General features: G+C 37.9%; 17 protein-coding genes and 1 riboswitch. Of the genes, 4 read left to right on the top strand and 13 right to left on the bottom strand.

The window, feature by feature from the left end; genetic code table 11:
• Positions 1 to 21 precede the first annotated feature (21 nt).
• Positions 22 to 348 carry a YfhH family protein gene (locus tag COE25_RS00115; protein ID WP_088085861.1) on the bottom strand — a complete coding sequence of 109 codons (327 nt, stop codon included), beginning with the start codon at positions 346 to 348 and terminating at the stop codon, positions 22 to 24.
• An 86-nt stretch (positions 349 to 434) separates the two neighbouring features.
• Here COE25_RS00115 and COE25_RS00120 point away from each other — a divergent pair, with 86 nt between their 5' ends.
• Positions 435 to 1,112, top strand: coding sequence for an SDR family NAD(P)-dependent oxidoreductase (locus COE25_RS00120; protein WP_098929950.1), 678 nt, complete (start codon positions 435 to 437; stop codon positions 1,110 to 1,112).
• A gap of 8 nt (positions 1,113 to 1,120) precedes the next feature.
• Here the strand turns inward: COE25_RS00120 and recX are convergent, their stop codons facing one another.
• Positions 1,121 to 1,936, bottom strand: coding sequence for a recombination regulator RecX (recX, locus tag COE25_RS00125; protein ID WP_098929953.1), 816 nt, complete (start codon positions 1,934 to 1,936; stop codon positions 1,121 to 1,123).
• A 76-nt stretch (positions 1,937 to 2,012) separates the two neighbouring features.
• Here recX and COE25_RS00130 point away from each other — a divergent pair, with 76 nt between their 5' ends.
• From COE25_RS00130 to COE25_RS00140, 3 genes are all read left to right on the top strand, one after another.
• Positions 2,013 to 2,921, top strand: coding sequence for a TIGR01777 family oxidoreductase (locus tag COE25_RS00130; protein ID WP_098929955.1), 909 nt, complete (start codon positions 2,013 to 2,015; stop codon positions 2,919 to 2,921).
• Between the two features lie 120 nt (positions 2,922 to 3,041).
• Complete coding sequence (locus COE25_RS00135) at positions 3,042 to 3,176, top strand: YfhE family protein (RefSeq protein ID WP_082797355.1); 135 nt, start codon at positions 3,042 to 3,044, stop codon at positions 3,174 to 3,176.
• A gap of 129 nt (positions 3,177 to 3,305) precedes the next feature.
• Positions 3,306 to 3,494, top strand: a complete 189-nt coding sequence (locus COE25_RS00140; protein ID WP_098929957.1) for a YfhD family protein — start codon at positions 3,306 to 3,308, stop codon at positions 3,492 to 3,494.
• Positions 3,495 to 3,574: 80 nt separating this feature from the next.
• Here the strand turns inward: COE25_RS00140 and COE25_RS00145 are convergent, their stop codons facing one another.
• The 11 genes from COE25_RS00145 to COE25_RS00195 form a co-directional block, all read right to left on the bottom strand.
• Positions 3,575 to 4,264 carry a glycosyltransferase family 2 protein gene (locus COE25_RS00145; RefSeq protein ID WP_098929959.1) on the bottom strand — a complete coding sequence of 230 codons (690 nt, stop codon included), beginning with the start codon at positions 4,262 to 4,264 and terminating at the stop codon, positions 3,575 to 3,577.
• A gap of 30 nt (positions 4,265 to 4,294) precedes the next feature.
• Positions 4,295 to 6,142 (bottom strand): glycosyltransferase, encoded by a 1,848-nt coding sequence (locus tag COE25_RS00150; RefSeq protein WP_180247382.1) that lies wholly within the window; start codon positions 6,140 to 6,142, stop codon positions 4,295 to 4,297.
• Positions 6,143 to 6,374: 232 nt separating this feature from the next.
• The gene (locus tag COE25_RS00155) at positions 6,375 to 7,613 is read right to left on the bottom strand and encodes a homoserine dehydrogenase (protein ID WP_257208664.1); all 1,239 of its coding nucleotides are present in this window, start codon (positions 7,611 to 7,613) and stop codon (positions 6,375 to 6,377) included.
• A gap of 104 nt (positions 7,614 to 7,717) precedes the next feature.
• Positions 7,718 to 7,829: riboswitch (SAM riboswitch) on the bottom strand.
• Between the two features lie 96 nt (positions 7,830 to 7,925).
• Complete coding sequence (locus COE25_RS00160) at positions 7,926 to 8,600, bottom strand: GNAT family acetyltransferase (protein WP_098929963.1); 675 nt, start codon at positions 8,598 to 8,600, stop codon at positions 7,926 to 7,928.
• Between the two features lie 19 nt (positions 8,601 to 8,619).
• Complete coding sequence (locus COE25_RS00165; protein ID WP_098929965.1) at positions 8,620 to 9,282, bottom strand: GNAT family N-acetyltransferase; 663 nt, start codon at positions 9,280 to 9,282, stop codon at positions 8,620 to 8,622.
• Between the two features lie 20 nt (positions 9,283 to 9,302).
• Entirely contained in the window at positions 9,303 to 10,163 is an 861-nt protein-coding gene (locus COE25_RS00170) for a carbon-nitrogen hydrolase family protein (protein WP_098929968.1), read from the bottom strand.
• A gap of 120 nt (positions 10,164 to 10,283) precedes the next feature.
• On the bottom strand, positions 10,284 to 11,660 hold the full coding sequence (argH, locus tag COE25_RS00175) for an argininosuccinate lyase (RefSeq protein WP_088085851.1): 1,377 nt from the start codon (positions 11,658 to 11,660) through the stop codon (positions 10,284 to 10,286).
• Positions 11,661 to 11,721: 61 nt separating this feature from the next.
• Positions 11,722 to 12,933: an argininosuccinate synthase gene (locus tag COE25_RS00180; RefSeq protein ID WP_088085850.1), complete on the bottom strand. Its 1,212-nt coding sequence runs from the start codon at positions 12,931 to 12,933 to the stop codon at positions 11,722 to 11,724.
• 85 nt (positions 12,934 to 13,018) lie between these two features.
• Positions 13,019 to 13,996, bottom strand: a complete 978-nt coding sequence (gene argF, locus COE25_RS00185; protein ID WP_088085849.1) for an ornithine carbamoyltransferase — start codon at positions 13,994 to 13,996, stop codon at positions 13,019 to 13,021.
• A complete protein-coding gene (gene carB, locus COE25_RS00190; protein ID WP_098929970.1) occupies positions 13,989 to 17,216 on the bottom strand; it encodes a carbamoyl-phosphate synthase (glutamine-hydrolyzing) large subunit in 3,228 nt (1,075 codons plus the stop codon). The genes argF and carB overlap by 8 nt, the downstream gene beginning before the upstream one ends.
• On the bottom strand, positions 17,203 to 18,279 hold the full coding sequence (locus COE25_RS00195) for a carbamoyl phosphate synthase small subunit (protein WP_098930545.1): 1,077 nt from the start codon (positions 18,277 to 18,279) through the stop codon (positions 17,203 to 17,205). Before COE25_RS00195 ends, carB begins: the two co-directional genes overlap by 14 nt.
• Position 18,280: the final 1 nt, after the last annotated feature.

Genomic DNA, 18,280 nt, shown 5'->3' on the forward strand with positions numbered 1-18,280 from the left:
CTTATTCTCTGGTTTGTCCAATTATTTTTTTGGCTGATTCAATAATGAGATTGGCAACGCTTCTTCTTTTCCCTCTCCTGCAAGTCGATAACCCCAAGCAAACACACCATTCATATAATCAATTTTAAAATATTGTCCTGGGTCCCCGTCTATTTCATAAATTTCTCCAGGTTTAAACGAATGAGGGTCAATCAGGTATGCTCTCGCCATTTGAACCTTTCGTTCGAGCACGGCAAACTCACTGACCATTCCCATTTGTTCTGCTTTTCTGGCTTGTTCTTGGAGCATGCCAATTTCTTGTCTTAATTCATGTTCTGACATGGTACTGTAGCGTTTCTCCTGTTGCATTTGAATTCACTCCCCTTATAACCTCATTTTAGTATATTATAATATAATAAATAAAGGATGAACTAATATACAAAGGAGATTTTAAAATGAAAACGATCATTATTACTGGGGCAGGCTCTGGTTTAGGAAAAGAATTAGCGCATCTCTTTTCGCAAAAAGGCTATCACCTTTTGTTAACAGGGCGGAACTTTGATAAATTAACAACTACAAAAACAGAAATTGAAACAAATGGAGGAAGTGCTGATATCCTCCCTATTGATATTGGAAATGCGAAAGATGTTTCGAAAAAAGCTGAAGAAATTAGTCATACCTATAATATATACGGATTAGTTAATAATGCTGGAGTTGGTCATTTCGGTCCATTTGTGGAAATGAATGAACATCACATTACTGAAATGATCAACACAAATGTTTCAGGGACTATTTTAATGACCAAAGCAATTTTACCTCAACTGCTAAAGACTTCGGAAGGTCGTATTTTGAATATTATTTCAACAGCAGGCTTGCGTGGAAAAGTGAATGAATCGGTTTATGTGGCCAGTAAATTTGCAATTAGAGGCTTTACAGAGAGTCTGCAGAAAGAATACGAAGGGAGAGGGATTAAATTTAACGCGGTGTATATGGGCGGTATGGACACACCATTTTGGGATAATAGTGACCATGTCAAAGATACTTCCCGTTTCCGCTCACCAAGGGAAGTTGCCGAAATGATTATCGAACAAATGGATCAAGATTCCATTATTATCGAAAGTAAAAAATCATGATGCTTTTGTCATGATTTTTTACTTTCTGATAAGTATGTTTCGATGAGCTCGATCGGGAACCCTTTTCGATATAATGCTTGTTTCATCTTTTGTTCATATTCAAAGCCACTGTATTTACTAAATTTTCGATGGACCTTCTCACCTTGGAATCTGATTGCCTCCATTTCCTCATCCATCTCGTTGTTCATCCCGACATCATTAACAGCAATATTAATGACTTCATATGGATAACCTTTTCTAAGGAGCAGATTCTCAAGTTTCTGTTTTTGAATTTTTAATGATTCCTTTGTATTCTTTTCGTAAAACTTTGAGCTTATTTTGGTGGCTTTTTCAATCTGTCGCTCGAGAGGATATTCCTTCAGTGCATGGTTGAGAATTCCCTCTACTATTCCCTTTTCCTTTAATTCCATTTTAATTACATTAGGACCTTTATCAGTGGTATTCGCTTGGGTTCGTACATAGGCCAACGCGAATTCCTCGTCATTTATGTATTTCTGTGCAGTTAATCTATGAAGAATTTCATTGATGACAGGTTCATCTATTTCCTTTAATACAAGATAATCTTTTATTTCTTTTTCCGATCTCATTCTTCTAGCTAAGTAATGGATGGCTTTGTTGTATGCTTTGCGAATGTCGTCTTGATACTGAATTTCCACAAAGGAAAAATCATCAAGCTCCATTCCTTTCTTTAATTGAAATTTGATTAGAACATCACTGTCGACACTAAAGGCAAATTCCTCACCCTTACCCTTACCGTAATCCATAAAAATATTAAATCGATCCTGTGTTTTCTGTTGTGTGGTGATCTTTGTTATAATGGCCACGTTATTCACCTCATCAATACTTTACCATATTCCTCATTATCTATTGTAAGATTAAACGTAAAAGGGGGCGGAAAAAATGAAAATAACGATTGCAGGCGGAACAGGCTTTGTAGGGCAAGCACTTACCAAACACCTGTTGAAAAACAATCATGAGATAATTATTTTATCAAGAAAATCGATTGAGACAAATCGTACTAATGGAATTCGATACGTCGAGTGGCTAAGTGATAGTTCAAGCCCCATTCATGAACTCCAAGATACTGATATTTTTATCAACCTTGCAGGCGAATCGATTAATAGTGGCCGTTGGACGGTAAAAAGAAAAGAAAAGATCCTAAACAGTCGCTTAGAGTCTGTTCATGCACTGCTAGCCATTATAAATAAATTAGACACCAAACCAAAGGCACTGATCAATGCAAGTGCAATTGGGATTTATGGAACATCCTTTGATAAAATTTTTACTGAAAAAGATAACCATGGCTTTGGGAATGATTTCTTGGCCGATACAGTTAAGCAATGGGAAATCGTAGCTGGAAAAGCCAGCCAATTAGGGATACGTACTGTCTTTTGCAGGTTCGGAATCATCCTTGATAAACACCAAGGGGCTCTTCAAAAAATGGCTATCCCTTATAAATCATTTATCGGTGGTCCCATTGGAAATGGACGTCAGTGGATGTCATGGATTCACATTGAGGATGTGGTCCAAGGGATATCCTTTATTATCGAAAATGAAAAAATGGATGGACCCATCAATTTCACTGCACCGCAACCGGTAACGATGACTGAGTTTGGAAAAACACTTGCACGAGTATTAAACCGCCCCCACTGGCTTCCGGTCCCAAGTTTTGCACTTCGTCTGCTGCTTGGTGAAATGAGTACATTGGTGGTTGATGGACAAAGGGTATTACCGAATAAGCTTTTAGAAAACGGCTATCAATTTAAGTATTCCGATTTACATTTGGCATTGAAAAATATATTTTCTTAAAAAATAGTATCATTCCTTTCTTAAAAGGTAAAAATGGAAATAAGTACATAACGTGCTTTTAATTTTTTACCACATAGCTTGATGACGATTAACTAAAAAATGTTGAAAGGAATGAGCAAAATGGCGGAAAAAAAGAAAAAAGATAAGGATCGAGGCAAATACTCATTAACCAGTATGCAGGAAGTATCTTATCAAAGGGAATTTAAAATGGCGGACCGTGCAGGCGGATACCACGACAAAAAAACCAGACTCTAGTTAGACCACAGTTACGGCCAAATGGCTCTGGTGAAGTATTTTCCATTCATGGTTACCTTTCTAATTGTAAATGATATTAAAGGGAGCAATTCGGCTCCTGAAAGTTAACAATGAAAGGGGTTTTTAGTAATGGGTCGTATGCATAATGGAACTGGTAATAGTAACAAAAGCTCACTTCCACAAACACCTAAGAACCTAAAAATAACTGATGGGAATGACGTTGAATATTCTGCAGAATTTGCAGACCATGCAGATCTTGAGGCACTCGCACGTGCCAATGCTGCTAATCAACGTGTAAACACGAAAAGAAATAAATGATTTAGGCCAAAAAGAAGAAGCAGGCCAGCCTGCTTCTTTTTTATATGATAAAGGGGGAAAATCAAGCCACTGCTCGATCCTCAAATCGCGGCTTTTTTTGAGACTAGTGATTGAAAATCTTCTGTATAGGTGATTAATTCTCCCCATTCCATAAGATCCTTATCAGCAATCTTCCATGTATGTTTTTCGGTATCATGTCTGATGACTGCAAAATGAAAACGTTCAGTTGAATAGACATTAAAGCCCTTCTCTTTACATTGATCAATGAAAAAGTAATCCTCCGCTCGATTTACTTTTTCAAATTGAACTTGTTGGAACACGTCTTTTCTAAATATTAATGTCGCTCCAGCAACAGTGTCTGTGATTGAATTCTCACTACCTGATACATGGATCAGCGCCTTTTTATTTTTAAAATAAATATATAAAGAACTTTTTCCGATAATAGAAATATCTTTATTTTTAAAAGCATCCATCGAACTTTTAATGTAGTCAGGCCCGTAATAATCATCGTCATCAAATTTTGCAATAATATCATGACTTGCTTTCATAATCCCAAAATTTAAGCAGTCACCTAAGGTTGCTTTTTCGTGTAGCTGATAAATCTGGACATTACGATATTTCCTTGCCTTTTTGATCCATCTATCAATATTCATAGAATCCTTATTTAAGATAATAATCAGTTCTTTATCCTTCCAGGATTGCTGTTTATAATTTTTGAAAACATTTTTGATATTTTCTTCTCTTATTGTACATGTAATAATGGAAACCACACTTTCACTCCTTTACCTTGGAGAATTTTTTTAAGAGATCTTGATCTTTTCTAAAAGGGAAGTTAATTTTGTAAACTTGTTTAGACCTTTGATTGAATTAATATCTTCTTGAAGTTCTTTTCTGTCGTCAGAGCTAAAGCCTGCAGCTCCTAAGATATTTATGTGACGGATGTCGATTTGAAGTATAAGGAGGATTGTTTCAAGGATGCAAATGAATTTTTCTTGGAATTTTAGAAATCGCTCTGGATGGGATTGAACGAGTAACTTATATTCGCTTAATACCTTATTCATCGTTAATAAATCTGCTAGACCTGATATCTCTATTCCAAGAATTAGAACATCGATGTCATGATGCTTTTTCAAAAACAGTCCCAGATTGTTAATTGCCTCATTCCATTTACTTTCTCCAACAGGATGTTCTTGATGGTACGTGATCAAATCGTTTCTAACAATATATTTGGCGCCCATTTTATATAAACGATAACCTATTTCCCAATCTTCGTAACCGTACTTGACAAAGTCTTCATCGAACAATCCCGCCTCAATAATAAACTCTTTACGAATGGACACATTCCCTGTTAGAAAAGCCATCCATGGAAACGCAAACCCTTCTAAATCAGCAGGAAAATTGCGGGTTATCTGTTGGAACCATGGGTATACTTCAACACCTAAATTCTTAAATACTTTCTTTTCAATATCTTTTTTTTCTAACAACTGATACGGTTCTTTACTTGGATATTTAAAGTCTTTAATCCTCGAATAAATCTCCTGGTTATTTTTAGATATAGTTGAGATTTTGTTTATCTTCTTTTGAGTAAATTCAGGAAAGATACATGAGTGGATAACTCTTGAATGCATTGCACCTGATATAATAAGCTTACTATTTGATTGGTGGAGCTTATGATGTCTTTCAACAAAATCGGGTTCTGTAATCATTTCTGCATCTAGAAAAATAAGAATGCTTCCTCTTGCAGAACGAATGCCTAAATTTCGAACCTTAGCTCTTCCAAGATTCTTTTTATTACGTATAAATTTAAAATGATACGGAGGCTTATAGCCCTTTACCTTTTCTTCCGTTTGGTCTGTTGAAGCATCATCTATAAAGATAACTTCCATTTTTGAAGGATTGAATGTTTGGTATTCCAATGAATAGAGAGTAAATAGATTGAGTGGATATTTATTGAGGGAAGGAATAATAATACTGACTTCAATATCTTCGTTCTTACTTACTAGGGGGATTTCATTTTGTCGCTCTTTAGCAGAAGGACGCTTTTTTATTTTGCGGGTTTTGGTTTTTGCATTTGCCTTTTTTGTTTCTAGTTCATTTACAGGTGGAGTTGGCCAAACACCATATAGCTCTGCTTCACTTCCAGTGAGCTTTTTATTCAAATAATTATTAAGATTTTGTTCTGTCCGGCAGTGATTCCAAAGCCTAATCTCGTTGATATCTCCATTAAAGAAAAGACCAGGTTGCCCCCCAATCATCCCCGATGGGTATACAAATGATTTAGGGCTTCGTTCACCTTTTTTTACAAACTTCCCATTAATGAATAGCTGGGGCTCTCTATCATCATAGACAACAGCAACATGAATGAGCTGATTAATAATAGCTTCATAGACTAACACTGCATAGATATTTTTCTTAGTATGTTCATAGACCGTTATCCCATTTAATCCAACTGAAACACTAACCCCAGCATCATTATCGGACACTCCATGTCCAGGTCCTATGATATAATTTTTTCCATTTACATCTGCGGGCCTATCACGTGTTTGTTTATCGATACGATGAACGCTTTCAGGCATTACCCAAAACTCATAGGTGAATGTATTATTCAGATTCGTTAATAAACGTCCATTTAAGCTATTCCCTAACATGATGCACCTCTTCATTTTCTTTTTTTAAAAAAATCCATTTGGTCAAGCTTTTACACAATATGAATACCATTTAATTTTGACTAAACTTATCCCCAGTTAAAGGATGTTTTGTTTAATATTTTTATAGATATTAATAAATACCATACACATAAGTGAGTAGTAATTCTTCATAAAAAAAGAGCACCTAAATGCTCTTTCGGGAATAACCGCTTGCTCGCTACATTCCTTTAACTTAAAGGGCAGCTAAGGTTACCTCACTAATTTTGTTCTCTGTTTCATACTCACCTATTATTTGAAAGTAACACCTTGGCTGCTGGTCATTAATTAAACGTTCAATTTCTTCCTTTGTTGCCCGGATAATGGCTGTCTCATCAATAGCTTGAGTAATCCATGTAATCAAAGGGTTTTTATAATTTTTTGAGAGACCTTGAATTAACCATAAGCCTTCTACATCCTCTTTTTTCTCTCCATCACATAATGCAATTGTTTCTTTGAAATTCTTATTTGAAGGCCGATTTTGACAGACATAGACCAAATCTTCGATAACAGCACTAGCAGTTGGATACATCCCAGCTCCAGGTCCTTGCAAAGTAATACTACCAACGATATCAGAATGAATATTTACCGCATTTTCTACCCCTTCAACGGAATAAAAAGGATGCGACTTTCCAACAAGAACCGGTCTAACCGTTGCATTAATTTGATCACCTATCTTATTAATACTTGCAATATGTTTAAACCTTAACCCTAGCTTTTCAGTTGATTCGATTAATTCACTTGTGATCGAAGTAATTCCTTCCCGTTCAACATCCTGCCAATTTGGTTCTATACCAAAAGCTATTCTGCTGAGAATTATTGTTTTATAAAAAGCATCAAACCCCTCCACATCGTTGGTTGGATCCGCTTCAGCATACCCCTTCCCTTGTGCTAAACTAAGCGCAGCAACAAAGGACTGTTTTTTCTCCCGCATTTCAGTAAGAATGAAATTTGATGTCCCGTTAAGAATGCCTTGTACGGTACGAACACGGTTAACATTTAATAGCTGCCTAAGGGTTTGAATAACTGGAATTCCTCCCGCAACTGTTGCTTCGAAACCGACTGAAACTTTATGACTCTCTGCTAGCTTGAGCAGCTCATTACCGTGATGTGCAAACATCTCTTTATTTGCTGTGATTATGTGGCAACCACTTTGTATAGCTTGTTTTAAAAAAGTAAAGGGTTGTTCTTTGTCGACTATTGCTTCGACAACAACATCCAGTTGAGGTAGTTTAAGAATTTCGGCAAAATCTGTAGTTATTAAAACATCTTCACTTATGTCTCTTGTTTTTTGTTTATTTTTTATTAGCACTGCAGCTACTTCTACTTTTCTTCCTAAAACATTAGTTAGTTCATCAGCGTGGGATTGTATTGTTTTATATACCCCTTCACCCACTGTACCAAAGCCTAGAATTGCCACTTTAATGACAGACATGCTTTCCACCCCTTAAATAATATTAGACATGACCAATAGGTTGTTTCTTTTAATATCATATAAATAAGAAAAACCCTCTTCATAAGAAGAGGGTAGATTTCCTCCTCTTATCTGTCAGGTTAAAAATAACCTGCAGGAATTAGCACCTTTTCAAGAATTACCTTGATGGTTGCCGGGCTTCATCGGGCCTAGTCCCTCCGCCGCTCTGGATAAGAGTTTTATTTAGTTAGTTTTTCATTAAATTTCCAAGTTATAAAGAGAATTCTAGTTGATTCCAAGATAGTTGTCAATATTATTTGAAATTTCTTTTTATTAAAGTGGTAATAGGGAGACAAATTCCTTTTTCCCCAGTCGATCTATCATTTCGAGCCAATCCTTCGGCTTATTTGTAAGAATTGAATAGTATGTCGTCAGAAAATCCTTTACCAGGTTTGCTGGTAGTGAATTAAGTCCTTCATCTTGAATTGGCATGAAACATAAATCTAGACCTGCTACAGCTTCCCCATTGTTTTTCCAGGAAGGATGAACATATGAAAAATCAATGCGTTTATAACCCAAATGGGAGAGAACTTCACGTCGGACATATGGATCCATAACCTTTACTCCACCAAATTCGTGTTGTTCAACCCGGTACGGATCGTATATTTCTGCAAACATCCCGAATAGCTCGTTACCATTTTCTTTAGCTAATTGTTGTAAATCCTTTAAACGGTTATGCGCTAAAAAACGGCCAAGGCTTAAGCCTGGTTTACTGATGATTGTAAAATCTGTCATAGCAATATTCCAATCCGGATAATAACGATATTCAGTTGCTCCTGTGACTTCGTCTCCATCGACAGCAACAAACACGCGAATACTCGGATCTTCTAATGGCTCTTTCCATAGCTCATATTCTAATACTTCTTCTGGAGGAAAAATTTCTCCCATTAAGTTATGAAGCTTTTTAAAATTAGGGTCTGCTATACTGGTTATTCTAATATATTCCATTATGATTCATTCCTCTCACTCATCTAAAAGGGTTTTTCCATTCCATTAATGCAGCATAATTGCAGGATTCATCATCCTCGAGATAATTTTCAATAATCCCTATTGGCACACGACCACAATGCAGCAAGAAAGTGATAACAGGATCTTGAACTTCCCCTTTAATTGTTGCATCTAAATATTGTCCTGGTGTCATGATATCAGCTTTTTTATGATATCCTGGCATTCTGCCCCCGCCAAGTAATCGATATAACTCTTTTTCTATCACAACATGGTACATAGACTGCATCATCAATTTACCAAGCCCTAGTTTGCGGTACTTCGGACGAACACTGATATCAACAATATACAAGGTATTCCTATTTGGATTATTGTTCCGTATATATCCATGGTCAGTGATTTCTTCCCACGAATGGTTTTTATCGCTAGGATCGAAGTCGATAGTTAAGCCGGTAATTGACCCAGCTAATTCACCATCTACTTCAACACACAATGCACCTTCTGGAAACATGTACACATGGTTTGTTAATTGCTCTTTATTCCACCATAATTCTGAAGGAAAAGGAGGTGGGAAGCACTCGGATTGAATCTTGATAAGATCGTCAAAATCCACATTTGAATAATTTCGAATGATAACTGACAAAGGCCGCTCTTGGTCATAGACGTAAAATTCACTTCGATACATTCTATACCCAGCCCTTCAGTTTATTTTTCCCAATCTGTGTAAAGATCCGTTCTTCGATCACGCCAGGTTGTAACGGAACCACGTTCTCTTACTTCATATAACAAGTTTATATCTAGGTCAGCCGTCACAATCATGTCATTATTGATTTCCCCTTCCACCAAGATTCCTTTTGGTGGAAATGGTATATCGTTAGGAGTAATGATTGCCGCCTGGCCAAAATTAGCGCGCATAAAATCAACAGTCGGCAGTGAACCGACAGTTCCCGTTAGGACCACATATACTTGGTTTTCAACTGCACGAGCATGGCTGGTATAACGAACACGATGAAAACCATGACGGTCATCTGTGCATGATGGACAGAAAATCACATCGGCACCTTTGGCCTTTGCCATACGTACAATTTCTGGAAATTCAATATCATAACAAGTAAGGAGGGCGATTTTCCCTTTTTCTGTTTCAAATATCTGAAATGAGTCCCCAGGTGCCATATTCCATTCATTTACTTCAGTCGGTGTAATATGGAGTTTGGCCTGCTCACCAATTCTTCCATCTGGATAAAATAAATGTGCTGTATTATACAGCTTGCCATCCCTTTCAATCACATGTGTTCCCGCAATAATATGTAAGTTCTTTTTTTGTGCAAAATTTGAAAATAGTTCTAGATATTGTTGGGTATAACTTGGCAGGTCATTAATTGTCAGGCTCTTGCCATGACCATTACCTATTGAAAGTAATTGAGTTGTAAAGAACTCTGGAAATAAGACAAACTCTGCCCCAAATTCCTCAGCAGTTTTTATGTAGTGCTCACATTGTGAGGTAAATTCCTCGAAGGATTGAATGGTATGTAGTTGGTACTGGACGGCAGACACACGAATTTTCATCATTTTTTCCTCCTGTCATTAGTTAAAATTCCCATGGGTAAATTATCTAATATTTTACTATTTAATACAAATTTTAAAAACTAAAAGCCCACCAAATGGCAGGCTTTTAAAAAATTATTTTTATTGCTCTAGTTTTCCCTCAGCAAGCTTGATTTGCTTTTCCACTTGCTCTGGAGCTGTTCCCCCAAAGCTATTTCGGACACCAACAACATGCTCAGGAGCTAATACAACATAAATATCTTCCTCAAATAATGGACTAAAGCCCTGATATTCTTCGAAGCTCAAATCTAGCAAAAATTTGTTAGACTGAATAGCATATAAAACAATTTTTCCGATAACTTCATGCGCATCACGGAAAGGCAGACCTTTTCTTACTAAGTAATCAGCAATATCTGTGGCATTAGAAAAGTCATTGTTAATGGCCTTACGCATCACGTCTTTATTTACTGTCATCGTTTCAATCATCGGTGCTAATAACATTAAGGAACCTTCAAGCGTTTCAACCGTATCAAACATACCTTCCTTATCTTCCTGTAAATCCTTGTTATACGCGAGTGGCAGACCTTTAAGAACGGTGAGCAGTCCGATTAAATTACCATATGTCCGTCCGGTTTTTCCACGTAGCAGCTCAGGTACGTCTGGATTTTTCTTTTGCGGCATAATACTTGAACCTGTGCAAAATGAATCATCCAACTCGACGAACTGAAACTCCTGGCTCGACCAAATGACAAGCTCTTCGGATAATCTGGAAATATGAGTCATGATTATTGAACCAATCGATAAAAACTCAAGGATAAAGTCGCGATCACTGACAGCATCCATACTATTAGGATAAACCGTTTCAAACCCCAACAGTTCCGCGACACGTTCACGATTGATCGGAAACGTCGTTCCTGCCAATGCCCCTGAACCAAGAGGTAACCAATTGATACGCTTTAAACTATCAATCAATCTCTCTTTATCACGTTCAAACATCCAAAAATATGCCATTAAATGATGGGCAAAGGATACAGGCTGGGCACGCTGCAGGTGAGTATACCCAGGAATTAACGTTTGGACATTCTCTTTCGCCTGCTCAATTAATGCCTGTTGGACATCTTCTATTAATTTAATAAGCTCAGTTGTTTTCGTTCTTAAGTATAGATGCATGTCGGTGGCCACCTGATCATTACGGCTTCTCCCTGTATGGAGCTTTCCTCCCACCGGACCAATTTTTTCTATTAATAACTTTTCAATATTCATATGGATATCTTCATCTTCAACTAAAAACTCTACCGCGTTATCGTCGACCATTTTCTTGATGGAGAGTAGTCCGTCCTTAATCTTTATAGCATCCTCCATTGGAATAATACCGCACTCACCCAGCATTTGCACATGGGCAAGACTTCCTGCAATATCCTCCTTAGCTAGCTTTTGATCAAATGTAATTGAGGCTGTAAATTCCTCAACTAGTTTATTCGTTTCTTTCGTAAAACGGCCGCCCCATAACTTAGACATTGATTGCTCCCCCTTAACCTAACAAGACAGCCCTCGAAAAAGGATTCGAGGGCAATCCGAATTATTTTAAAATTGATTCCTTTTTATTCACTTCTGAATAGACCTTTGTTGGCAGACCCCAAATCTTAATAAATCCTACTGCGGCATTATGATCAAACGCATCACCTTTTGAATACGTTGCTAGTTCCTCGTTATATAAGCTGTAAGGAGACTTTCTGCCCACAACCGTATGATTACCTTTATGAAGCTTGACACGAATTGTTCCAGAAACGTTCTTTTGAGTTTCATTAATAAATGCATCAAGTGCTGGTTTTATCGGAGAATACCAAAGTCCTTCATAAATGATCTTCGCCATTTGCTGTTCAACCTGTGTCTTAAATTGTGTAACCTCACGAGTTAGAGTTAAAAACTCTAATTCTTTATGGGCATTGATTAAAATTAGCGCAGCAGGATTTTCGTACACTTCACGAGATTTAATTCCTACTAATCTATTTTCAATATGATCAATACGGCCAACACCATGCTTGCCGCCAAGCTCATTTAAGGTTTCAATTAATTGAACAAGTGGGAGTTTCTCACCGTTAAGGGCAACAGGTACCCCCTGTTCAAATTCAATTTCAACATACTCCGCTGCATCTGGTGTAAGTTCTATTGGATTCGTCCAATCAAAGGCTGCTTCTGGCGCCTCAGCCCATGGATCCTCTAGAACTCCGGCCTCACAAGCACGTCCCCAGATATTGGCATCAATTGAAAATGGATTATCTAAATCGACTGGGATTGGAATTCCGTTCTCCTCAGCATATTTGATTTCTTCGTCACGTGTCATTCCCCATTCACGAACAGGGGCAACAACTTTTAAACTTGGGTTCAATGCTTGGATGGAAACTTCAAAACGTACTTGGTCATTTCCTTTACCTGTGCAGCCATGAGCAACAGCAGTAGCCCCTTCTTGTTCAGCTACCTCTACTAATAGTTTTGAAATAAGCGGTCTAGATAAAGCTGAAGATAATGGATATTTTCCTTCATATAAGCAATTAGCTTTTAATGCTGGTAAAATATATTCCTTTGCTAATAATTCTTTAGCATCGATCATATATGCTTTAATGGCTCCGACATTCAGTGCCTTATTTTTGATGGCTTCTAAGTCTTTTCCTTCACCGACATCTAGACCTAATGCAATTACATCGTAGCCATATTTTTCTTGAATCCATTTTACTGAAACTGATGTATCTAAACCGCCTGAGTAGGCTAAAATAATTTTTTCTTTTGTCATTGTTATTATTCTCCTCTTACCTTATGTGTATTTTTATTCAACCAATAGAATTATTATACAACAAATCTCATAGAAAAGGAAACTATTATGCTAGTAAAAGTTTTAAAATTGCTTTCTGGGCATGAAGACGGTTCTCCGCTTCATCAAAAACCACTGAATGAGGACCATCGATTACCTCTGCTGTTACTTCTTCGCCTCGATGAGCAGGCAAGCAATGCAAAAAGATATAGTCCTCCTTTGCATTCTTACAAAGTTCATTATTTACTTGAAATCCATGGAACGCCTCGAGTCTTTTTGAAGTTTCTTCTTCCTGCCCCATACTGGTCCAGACATCTGTTACGATGACATCTGCATCTTTAACAGCTTCTAGCGGATCATTTGTAATCACGAGCTTACATCCAGTTTGTTTTCCAACTTTAATTGCCTTTTCTGTTATTTTTCCATCAGGCAAATATCCTGGGGGACTGGCAATGCTAATATCCATTCCAACCTTCATCGCGCCTTCCATTAAAGAATGAGCCATATTGTTATTGCCGTCCCCAATATAGCACATCTTTAAGCCGGACAGTTTCCCTTTATACTCAAGAATCGTTAAAAGGTCTGCTAACACTTGGGTAGGGTGCTGCAGGTCAGTTAAACCATTAATAACTGGTACTGTTGCATGCTCAGCTAATTCTTCGACTGAATCGTGTGAAAACGTTCGAATCATTAATCCGTCCACATAGCGCGACAACACTTTTGCGGTATCAGAAATACTTTCTCCTCTTCCAAGCTGGATATCCTTTGAACTTAAGAATATTGCATGACCGCCTAACTGCAACATCCCTACCTCAAATGATACCCTTGTACGGGTGGATGATTTTTCAAAAATCATCCCTAAAACCTTCCCGCTTAAATACGGATGCGGTTTTCCTTGTTTTTGGAGCTTTTTCATCTCTATCGCCTCGTTTAGAAGATAGAAGATTTCATCTGTACTAAAATCGGAAAGCTGTAAAAAGCCCTTTCCTTTAAGTTTCGGCTTATTTATATTACTAATTTCATTTAATTTAATGGCCTCACCCATGAACGGCACCTCTCTCTTCCAACTTGTAATATTCATTCATAGATCGAACCTCAGAATCGGATTGAGATCCTTTTTCCAGGCCGATAATCGCTTCAATTGTATCTAAGTGTGTAAATACTGGTACCTTGTAGCGAACCGCATGTTCGCGAATCTGGAAACCAAATTTAATTTTATTTCGTCCTTGATTCGGTATATTAATGACAGCCTTCATGGACTGATTTCGGAAAAGTTCAATGACTTCTGCATCTTCCTTAATCACTTTTTCAACATCAATTCCATGGTTTTGGAAATATGAAGCAGTCCCCTCTGTAGCAACAATCTTGTATTGTTTTATTACAAGTTCTTGAATGATAGGAAGAGATGCTTGCTTATCTCGATCAGAAATGGAACAGAAAATATAATTTTCATCTTGTTGCCCGCCAAGAGCAGGAATAGACTTTTCAAGTGCCTCTTGATAGGTTACTCCCATGCCAAGCGCTTCACCAGTTGATTTCATTTCTGGTCCTAGCACATGGTCAACACCTTTTAGCTTACTTGATGAAAAAACAGGTGTTTTTACTGAAAAATAGGATGGCTCATCCATTAGTCCCTTTGTTGAACATAGATCTGAGAGGGTCTCTCCTAATTGAACGCGTGTCGCCCATTCAATCATCGGAATTCCTGTGACCTTACTCATGATTGGCACTGTTCTAGAAGAACGCGGATTGACTTCAAGCACATTAACCTGGCCTTCATAGATAACAAATTGAATGTTCATGATTCCAATAACTGGTGCTGAATTTGCAATTTTTTCGGCATAATCAATTAACGTTTCTTTAATTTTCTCTGACAGTGATATCGGCGGGAACACCGAGATGCTATCCCCTGAATGGACCCCAGCTTTTTCTATATGTTCAAAGATACCTGGGACGAGGATATTTTCCCCATCACATATGACATCAATCTCGCACTCTAATCCAGGTAAGTATTTATCTACTAATAATGGCCACATCGTTGCCTGCGAATTTTTCTCCAGTTGCAGTATATACTGGCTCAATTCCGCTTCTGAAAAAATTGTAAACATTGATTGGCCGCCAATGACATAGGATGGGCGCACAAGGACTGGATAACCCAGTTTAGTGGCTGCTTCTATTAATTCGTCAGAATGCGAAACTGTTTGACCCTCTATATGCGGAATGTTTAAGTCTTCAAGCAGCTGATAAAATTCTTTACGATCTTCTAGGCGATCAACATTTTTCACCGTAGTACCTAAAATTTTGATCCCTTCTTCTTCTAAATCATGGGCTAAATTAATGGCTGTTTGCCCACCGAACTGTATCAATACACCTTCCACCTGTTCTTTTTCGATGACATGAAGTACATCCTCTGCTGCAAGTGGTTCAAAATAAAGGCAGTCTGCAATCGAATAATCGGTACTAACAGTCTCAGGGTTGTTATTGATAACAACCGCTTCGTAGCCCTTTTTCTTGATCGCTTTTGCCGCGTGTACCGAGCAGTAATCAAATTCAATCCCTTGGCCGATTCGAATTGGGCCAGAGCCAATAACAAGAATCTTTTTCTTGCTCGTCACTTCAACTTCATCAAACCCGTGCCAGGTTGAATAATAGTAAGGTGTAACAGCATCAAATTCTGCTGAACAGGTATCAACCATTTTATAACCAGGTTTCCAGTTGAGTTCTTTCCATTTGCTTCTTACCTGCTTTTCAGGAATAGCAAATATTTGAGATAAGAGCTTATCGGAAATATTATTTCGCTTTGCTACCTTAAGCAAGGAAACTGGAACATCGCTCCAATTATATGCAGCTAATTCCGTTTCTAACGTAACGATTGAGCTAATTTTGTGTAAAAACCATGGATCAATCTCGGTCAACTGTCGAACTTTTTGAAGTGAGATCCCTCTTCTAAGCGATTCTGCAATGATGAATAATCGCTGATCATTTGCCTGGTTAAGAAGTTCAAGCAAGTTCTTTTCATCAATTAATTTATTTCCTTCGAGGCAAAGTCCATAAACATTCATTTCCATCGAGCGAATGGCTTTGTTTAAGGCACCTTCAAATGTCCGATCAATCGCCATTACTTCCCCAGTTGCCTTCATTTGCGTTCCTAATGTCCGGTCCGCTTCAGGGAATTTGTCAAAAGGAAAGCGAGGTAGTTTTACCACAATATAATCAATCGCTGGCTCAAATGATGCAAAGGTATTACCTGTTATCGGATTCACAATCTCATCCAAATGATACCCAATCGCACACTTCGCAGCCATCCTGGCAATTGGATAACCAGTCGCTTTAGATGCAAGCGCCGAAGAACGGCTCACCCTTGGATTTACTTCGATAATGTAATACTGATTCGATTCCGGATGAAGAGCAAACTGGATGTTACAACCACCGATAATCTTTAATTCTTTAATAACTTTTATAGAAGAATCACGAAGCATTTGATATTGGACATCTGTTAATGTTTGCGACGGAGCAACGACAATAGAATCCCCTGTATGAACACCGACTGGATCCATATTCTCCATATTACAAACGATAATGCAGGTGTCATTGTCGTCTCTCATGACTTCATACTCAATTTCTTTCCAGCCTTTGATACTTCTTTCTACCAACACCTGCTGAATTGGACTTGCCGCTAGGCCTTTTTTCAGAACAGTTTCCAGTTCTTCATCATTATAAGCAAAGCCGCCTCCATCCCCTCCAAGTGTATACGCAGGGCGAATGATGACTGGAAATCCAATTTCCTTTACAAAGGACACGCCTTCCTCAAAGCTGTGAATAATCGCGGACTCTGGAATTGGTTCACCAATTTTAAGCATCAAGTTACGGAACTTCTCTCTGTCCTCACCATTTTTGATAGACTCAACAGATGTTCCTAATAATTCAACATTGTATTTTTCTAAAATATTTTGTTCGTAAAGCTGCACAGTTAAATTCAGACCCGTTTGGCCGCCTAATGTACCAATAATACCATCAGGTTTTTCTTTCTTGATGATTTTTTCAATGGTTTCAACGTTAAGCGGTTCAATATATACCTTATCGGCAACGGCTTCATCTGTCATGATGGTGGCCGGGTTATTATTAATTAAAACAACTTCAATTCCTTCTTCTTTCAAGGCTATACATGCCTGTGTACCTGCATAATCAAATTCTGCAGCCTGCCCAATAACAATTGGACCTGATCCAATCACTAGTACCTTTTTTAAACTTTTATTTAATGGCATAAACAGTCTCTCCCATAGAAGCTATCTGAGTTACGAAATTTTTTAAAATATATTCTGTATCACTTGGTCCTGGATGGGCTTCAGGATGAAATTGCACGGTTTGTATCTGATGGTTCTTATGCATTAGCCCCTCAATCGAACGGTCATTTACGTTTCGGTAGGTGACATCGAATTCCTTGTTGTCAATACTTTCGTCAACGACAACATAGCCATGATTTTGTGCTGTGATTTTCACTTTTCCAGTCGTAAGTTCCTTCACTGGATGATTACCACCGCGATGCCCATAGGCTAGTTTTTTTGTTTTAGCCCCATAGGCAAGGGCGATTAATTGATGCCCAAGACAAATGCCCAGTGTAGGATAGTTCTGACTTATTTTTTTTATTTCTGGAAACCATTTTTTTAATTCCATTGGGTCCCCAGGTCCATTACTGAACAGGACACCATCTGGGTTCAAGGCCTTTATTTTTTCATAAGGAGTATTGTATGGGACGATTGTTACCGCACAGTTTTCATCTAGCAGGGCGTTGAGAATCGACTTTTTAAATCCATAATCCATGATCACCACATGCGGCCCTTGGTTTTTGAAATATTGTATTTTTTTAGTTGATACTTTCTCCACCCAAAATGAAGATTTTTCTGGTGCTGATATTTCGCCATTCTTGGACTGGCTTAAATACCCTTTTACTGTCCCACGGCTGCGAATGGTTTTTACTAAAAGACGCGTATCAATTCCTGCAATCCCAGGAACTCCTGCCTGCTTTAGTTTTTCAGAGAATTTATTTACGGATTGATAATGGCTCGGTGTTTCACATAAATCACCGATAATCACCCCTGATAATGCTGGTGTGATGCTCTCATCATCGATTGCGTTAACCCCATAATTACCGATAATGGGATAACAGAAGGTAATGATTTGTCCTGCGTATGATGGATCGGTGATAATCTCTTGATACCCAGTCATACTTGTATTAAAAACCACTTCTCCTAGAGACTCTTTTTCGGCACCAATTAGTACCCCCTCAAATACTTCTCCCGTTTCCAAAGTAAGATATCCATTCTGCAAC

It is taken from the genome of Bacillus sp. AFS031507, assembly GCF_002584635.1.
Classification (GTDB): Bacteria; Bacillota; Bacilli; order Bacillales; family Cytobacillaceae; genus Neobacillus.

Coding starts and splice junctions, on each gene's coding strand:
- COE25_RS00115 (WP_088085861.1), bottom strand. CDS start 348: ATGCAACAGGAGAAACGCTACAGTACCATGTCAGAACATGAATTAAGA.
- COE25_RS00120 (WP_098929950.1), top strand. CDS start 435: ATGAAAACGATCATTATTACTGGGGCAGGCTCTGGTTTAGGAAAAGAA.
- COE25_RS00130 (WP_098929955.1), top strand. CDS start 2,013: ATGAAAATAACGATTGCAGGCGGAACAGGCTTTGTAGGGCAAGCACTT.
- COE25_RS00135 (WP_082797355.1), top strand. CDS start 3,042: ATGGCGGAAAAAAAGAAAAAAGATAAGGATCGAGGCAAATACTCATTA.
- COE25_RS00140 (WP_098929957.1), top strand. CDS start 3,306: ATGGGTCGTATGCATAATGGAACTGGTAATAGTAACAAAAGCTCACTT.
- COE25_RS00150 (WP_180247382.1), bottom strand. CDS start 6,142: ATGTTAGGGAATAGCTTAAATGGACGTTTATTAACGAATCTGAATAAT.
- COE25_RS00155 (WP_257208664.1), bottom strand. CDS start 7,613: ATGTCTGTCATTAAAGTGGCAATTCTAGGCTTTGGTACAGTGGGTGAA.
- COE25_RS00160 (WP_098929963.1), bottom strand. CDS start 8,600: ATGGAATATATTAGAATAACCAGTATAGCAGACCCTAATTTTAAAAAG.
- COE25_RS00165 (WP_098929965.1), bottom strand. CDS start 9,282: ATGTATCGAAGTGAATTTTACGTCTATGACCAAGAGCGGCCTTTGTCA.
- COE25_RS00170 (WP_098929968.1), bottom strand. CDS start 10,163: ATGAAAATTCGTGTGTCTGCCGTCCAGTACCAACTACATACCATTCAA.
- argH (WP_088085851.1), bottom strand. CDS start 11,660: ATGTCTAAGTTATGGGGCGGCCGTTTTACGAAAGAAACGAATAAACTA.
- COE25_RS00180 (WP_088085850.1), bottom strand. CDS start 12,933: ATGACAAAAGAAAAAATTATTTTAGCCTACTCAGGCGGTTTAGATACA.
- argF (WP_088085849.1), bottom strand. CDS start 13,996: ATGGGTGAGGCCATTAAATTAAATGAAATTAGTAATATAAATAAGCCG.
- carB (WP_098929970.1), bottom strand. CDS start 17,216: ATGCCATTAAATAAAAGTTTAAAAAAGGTACTAGTGATTGGATCAGGT.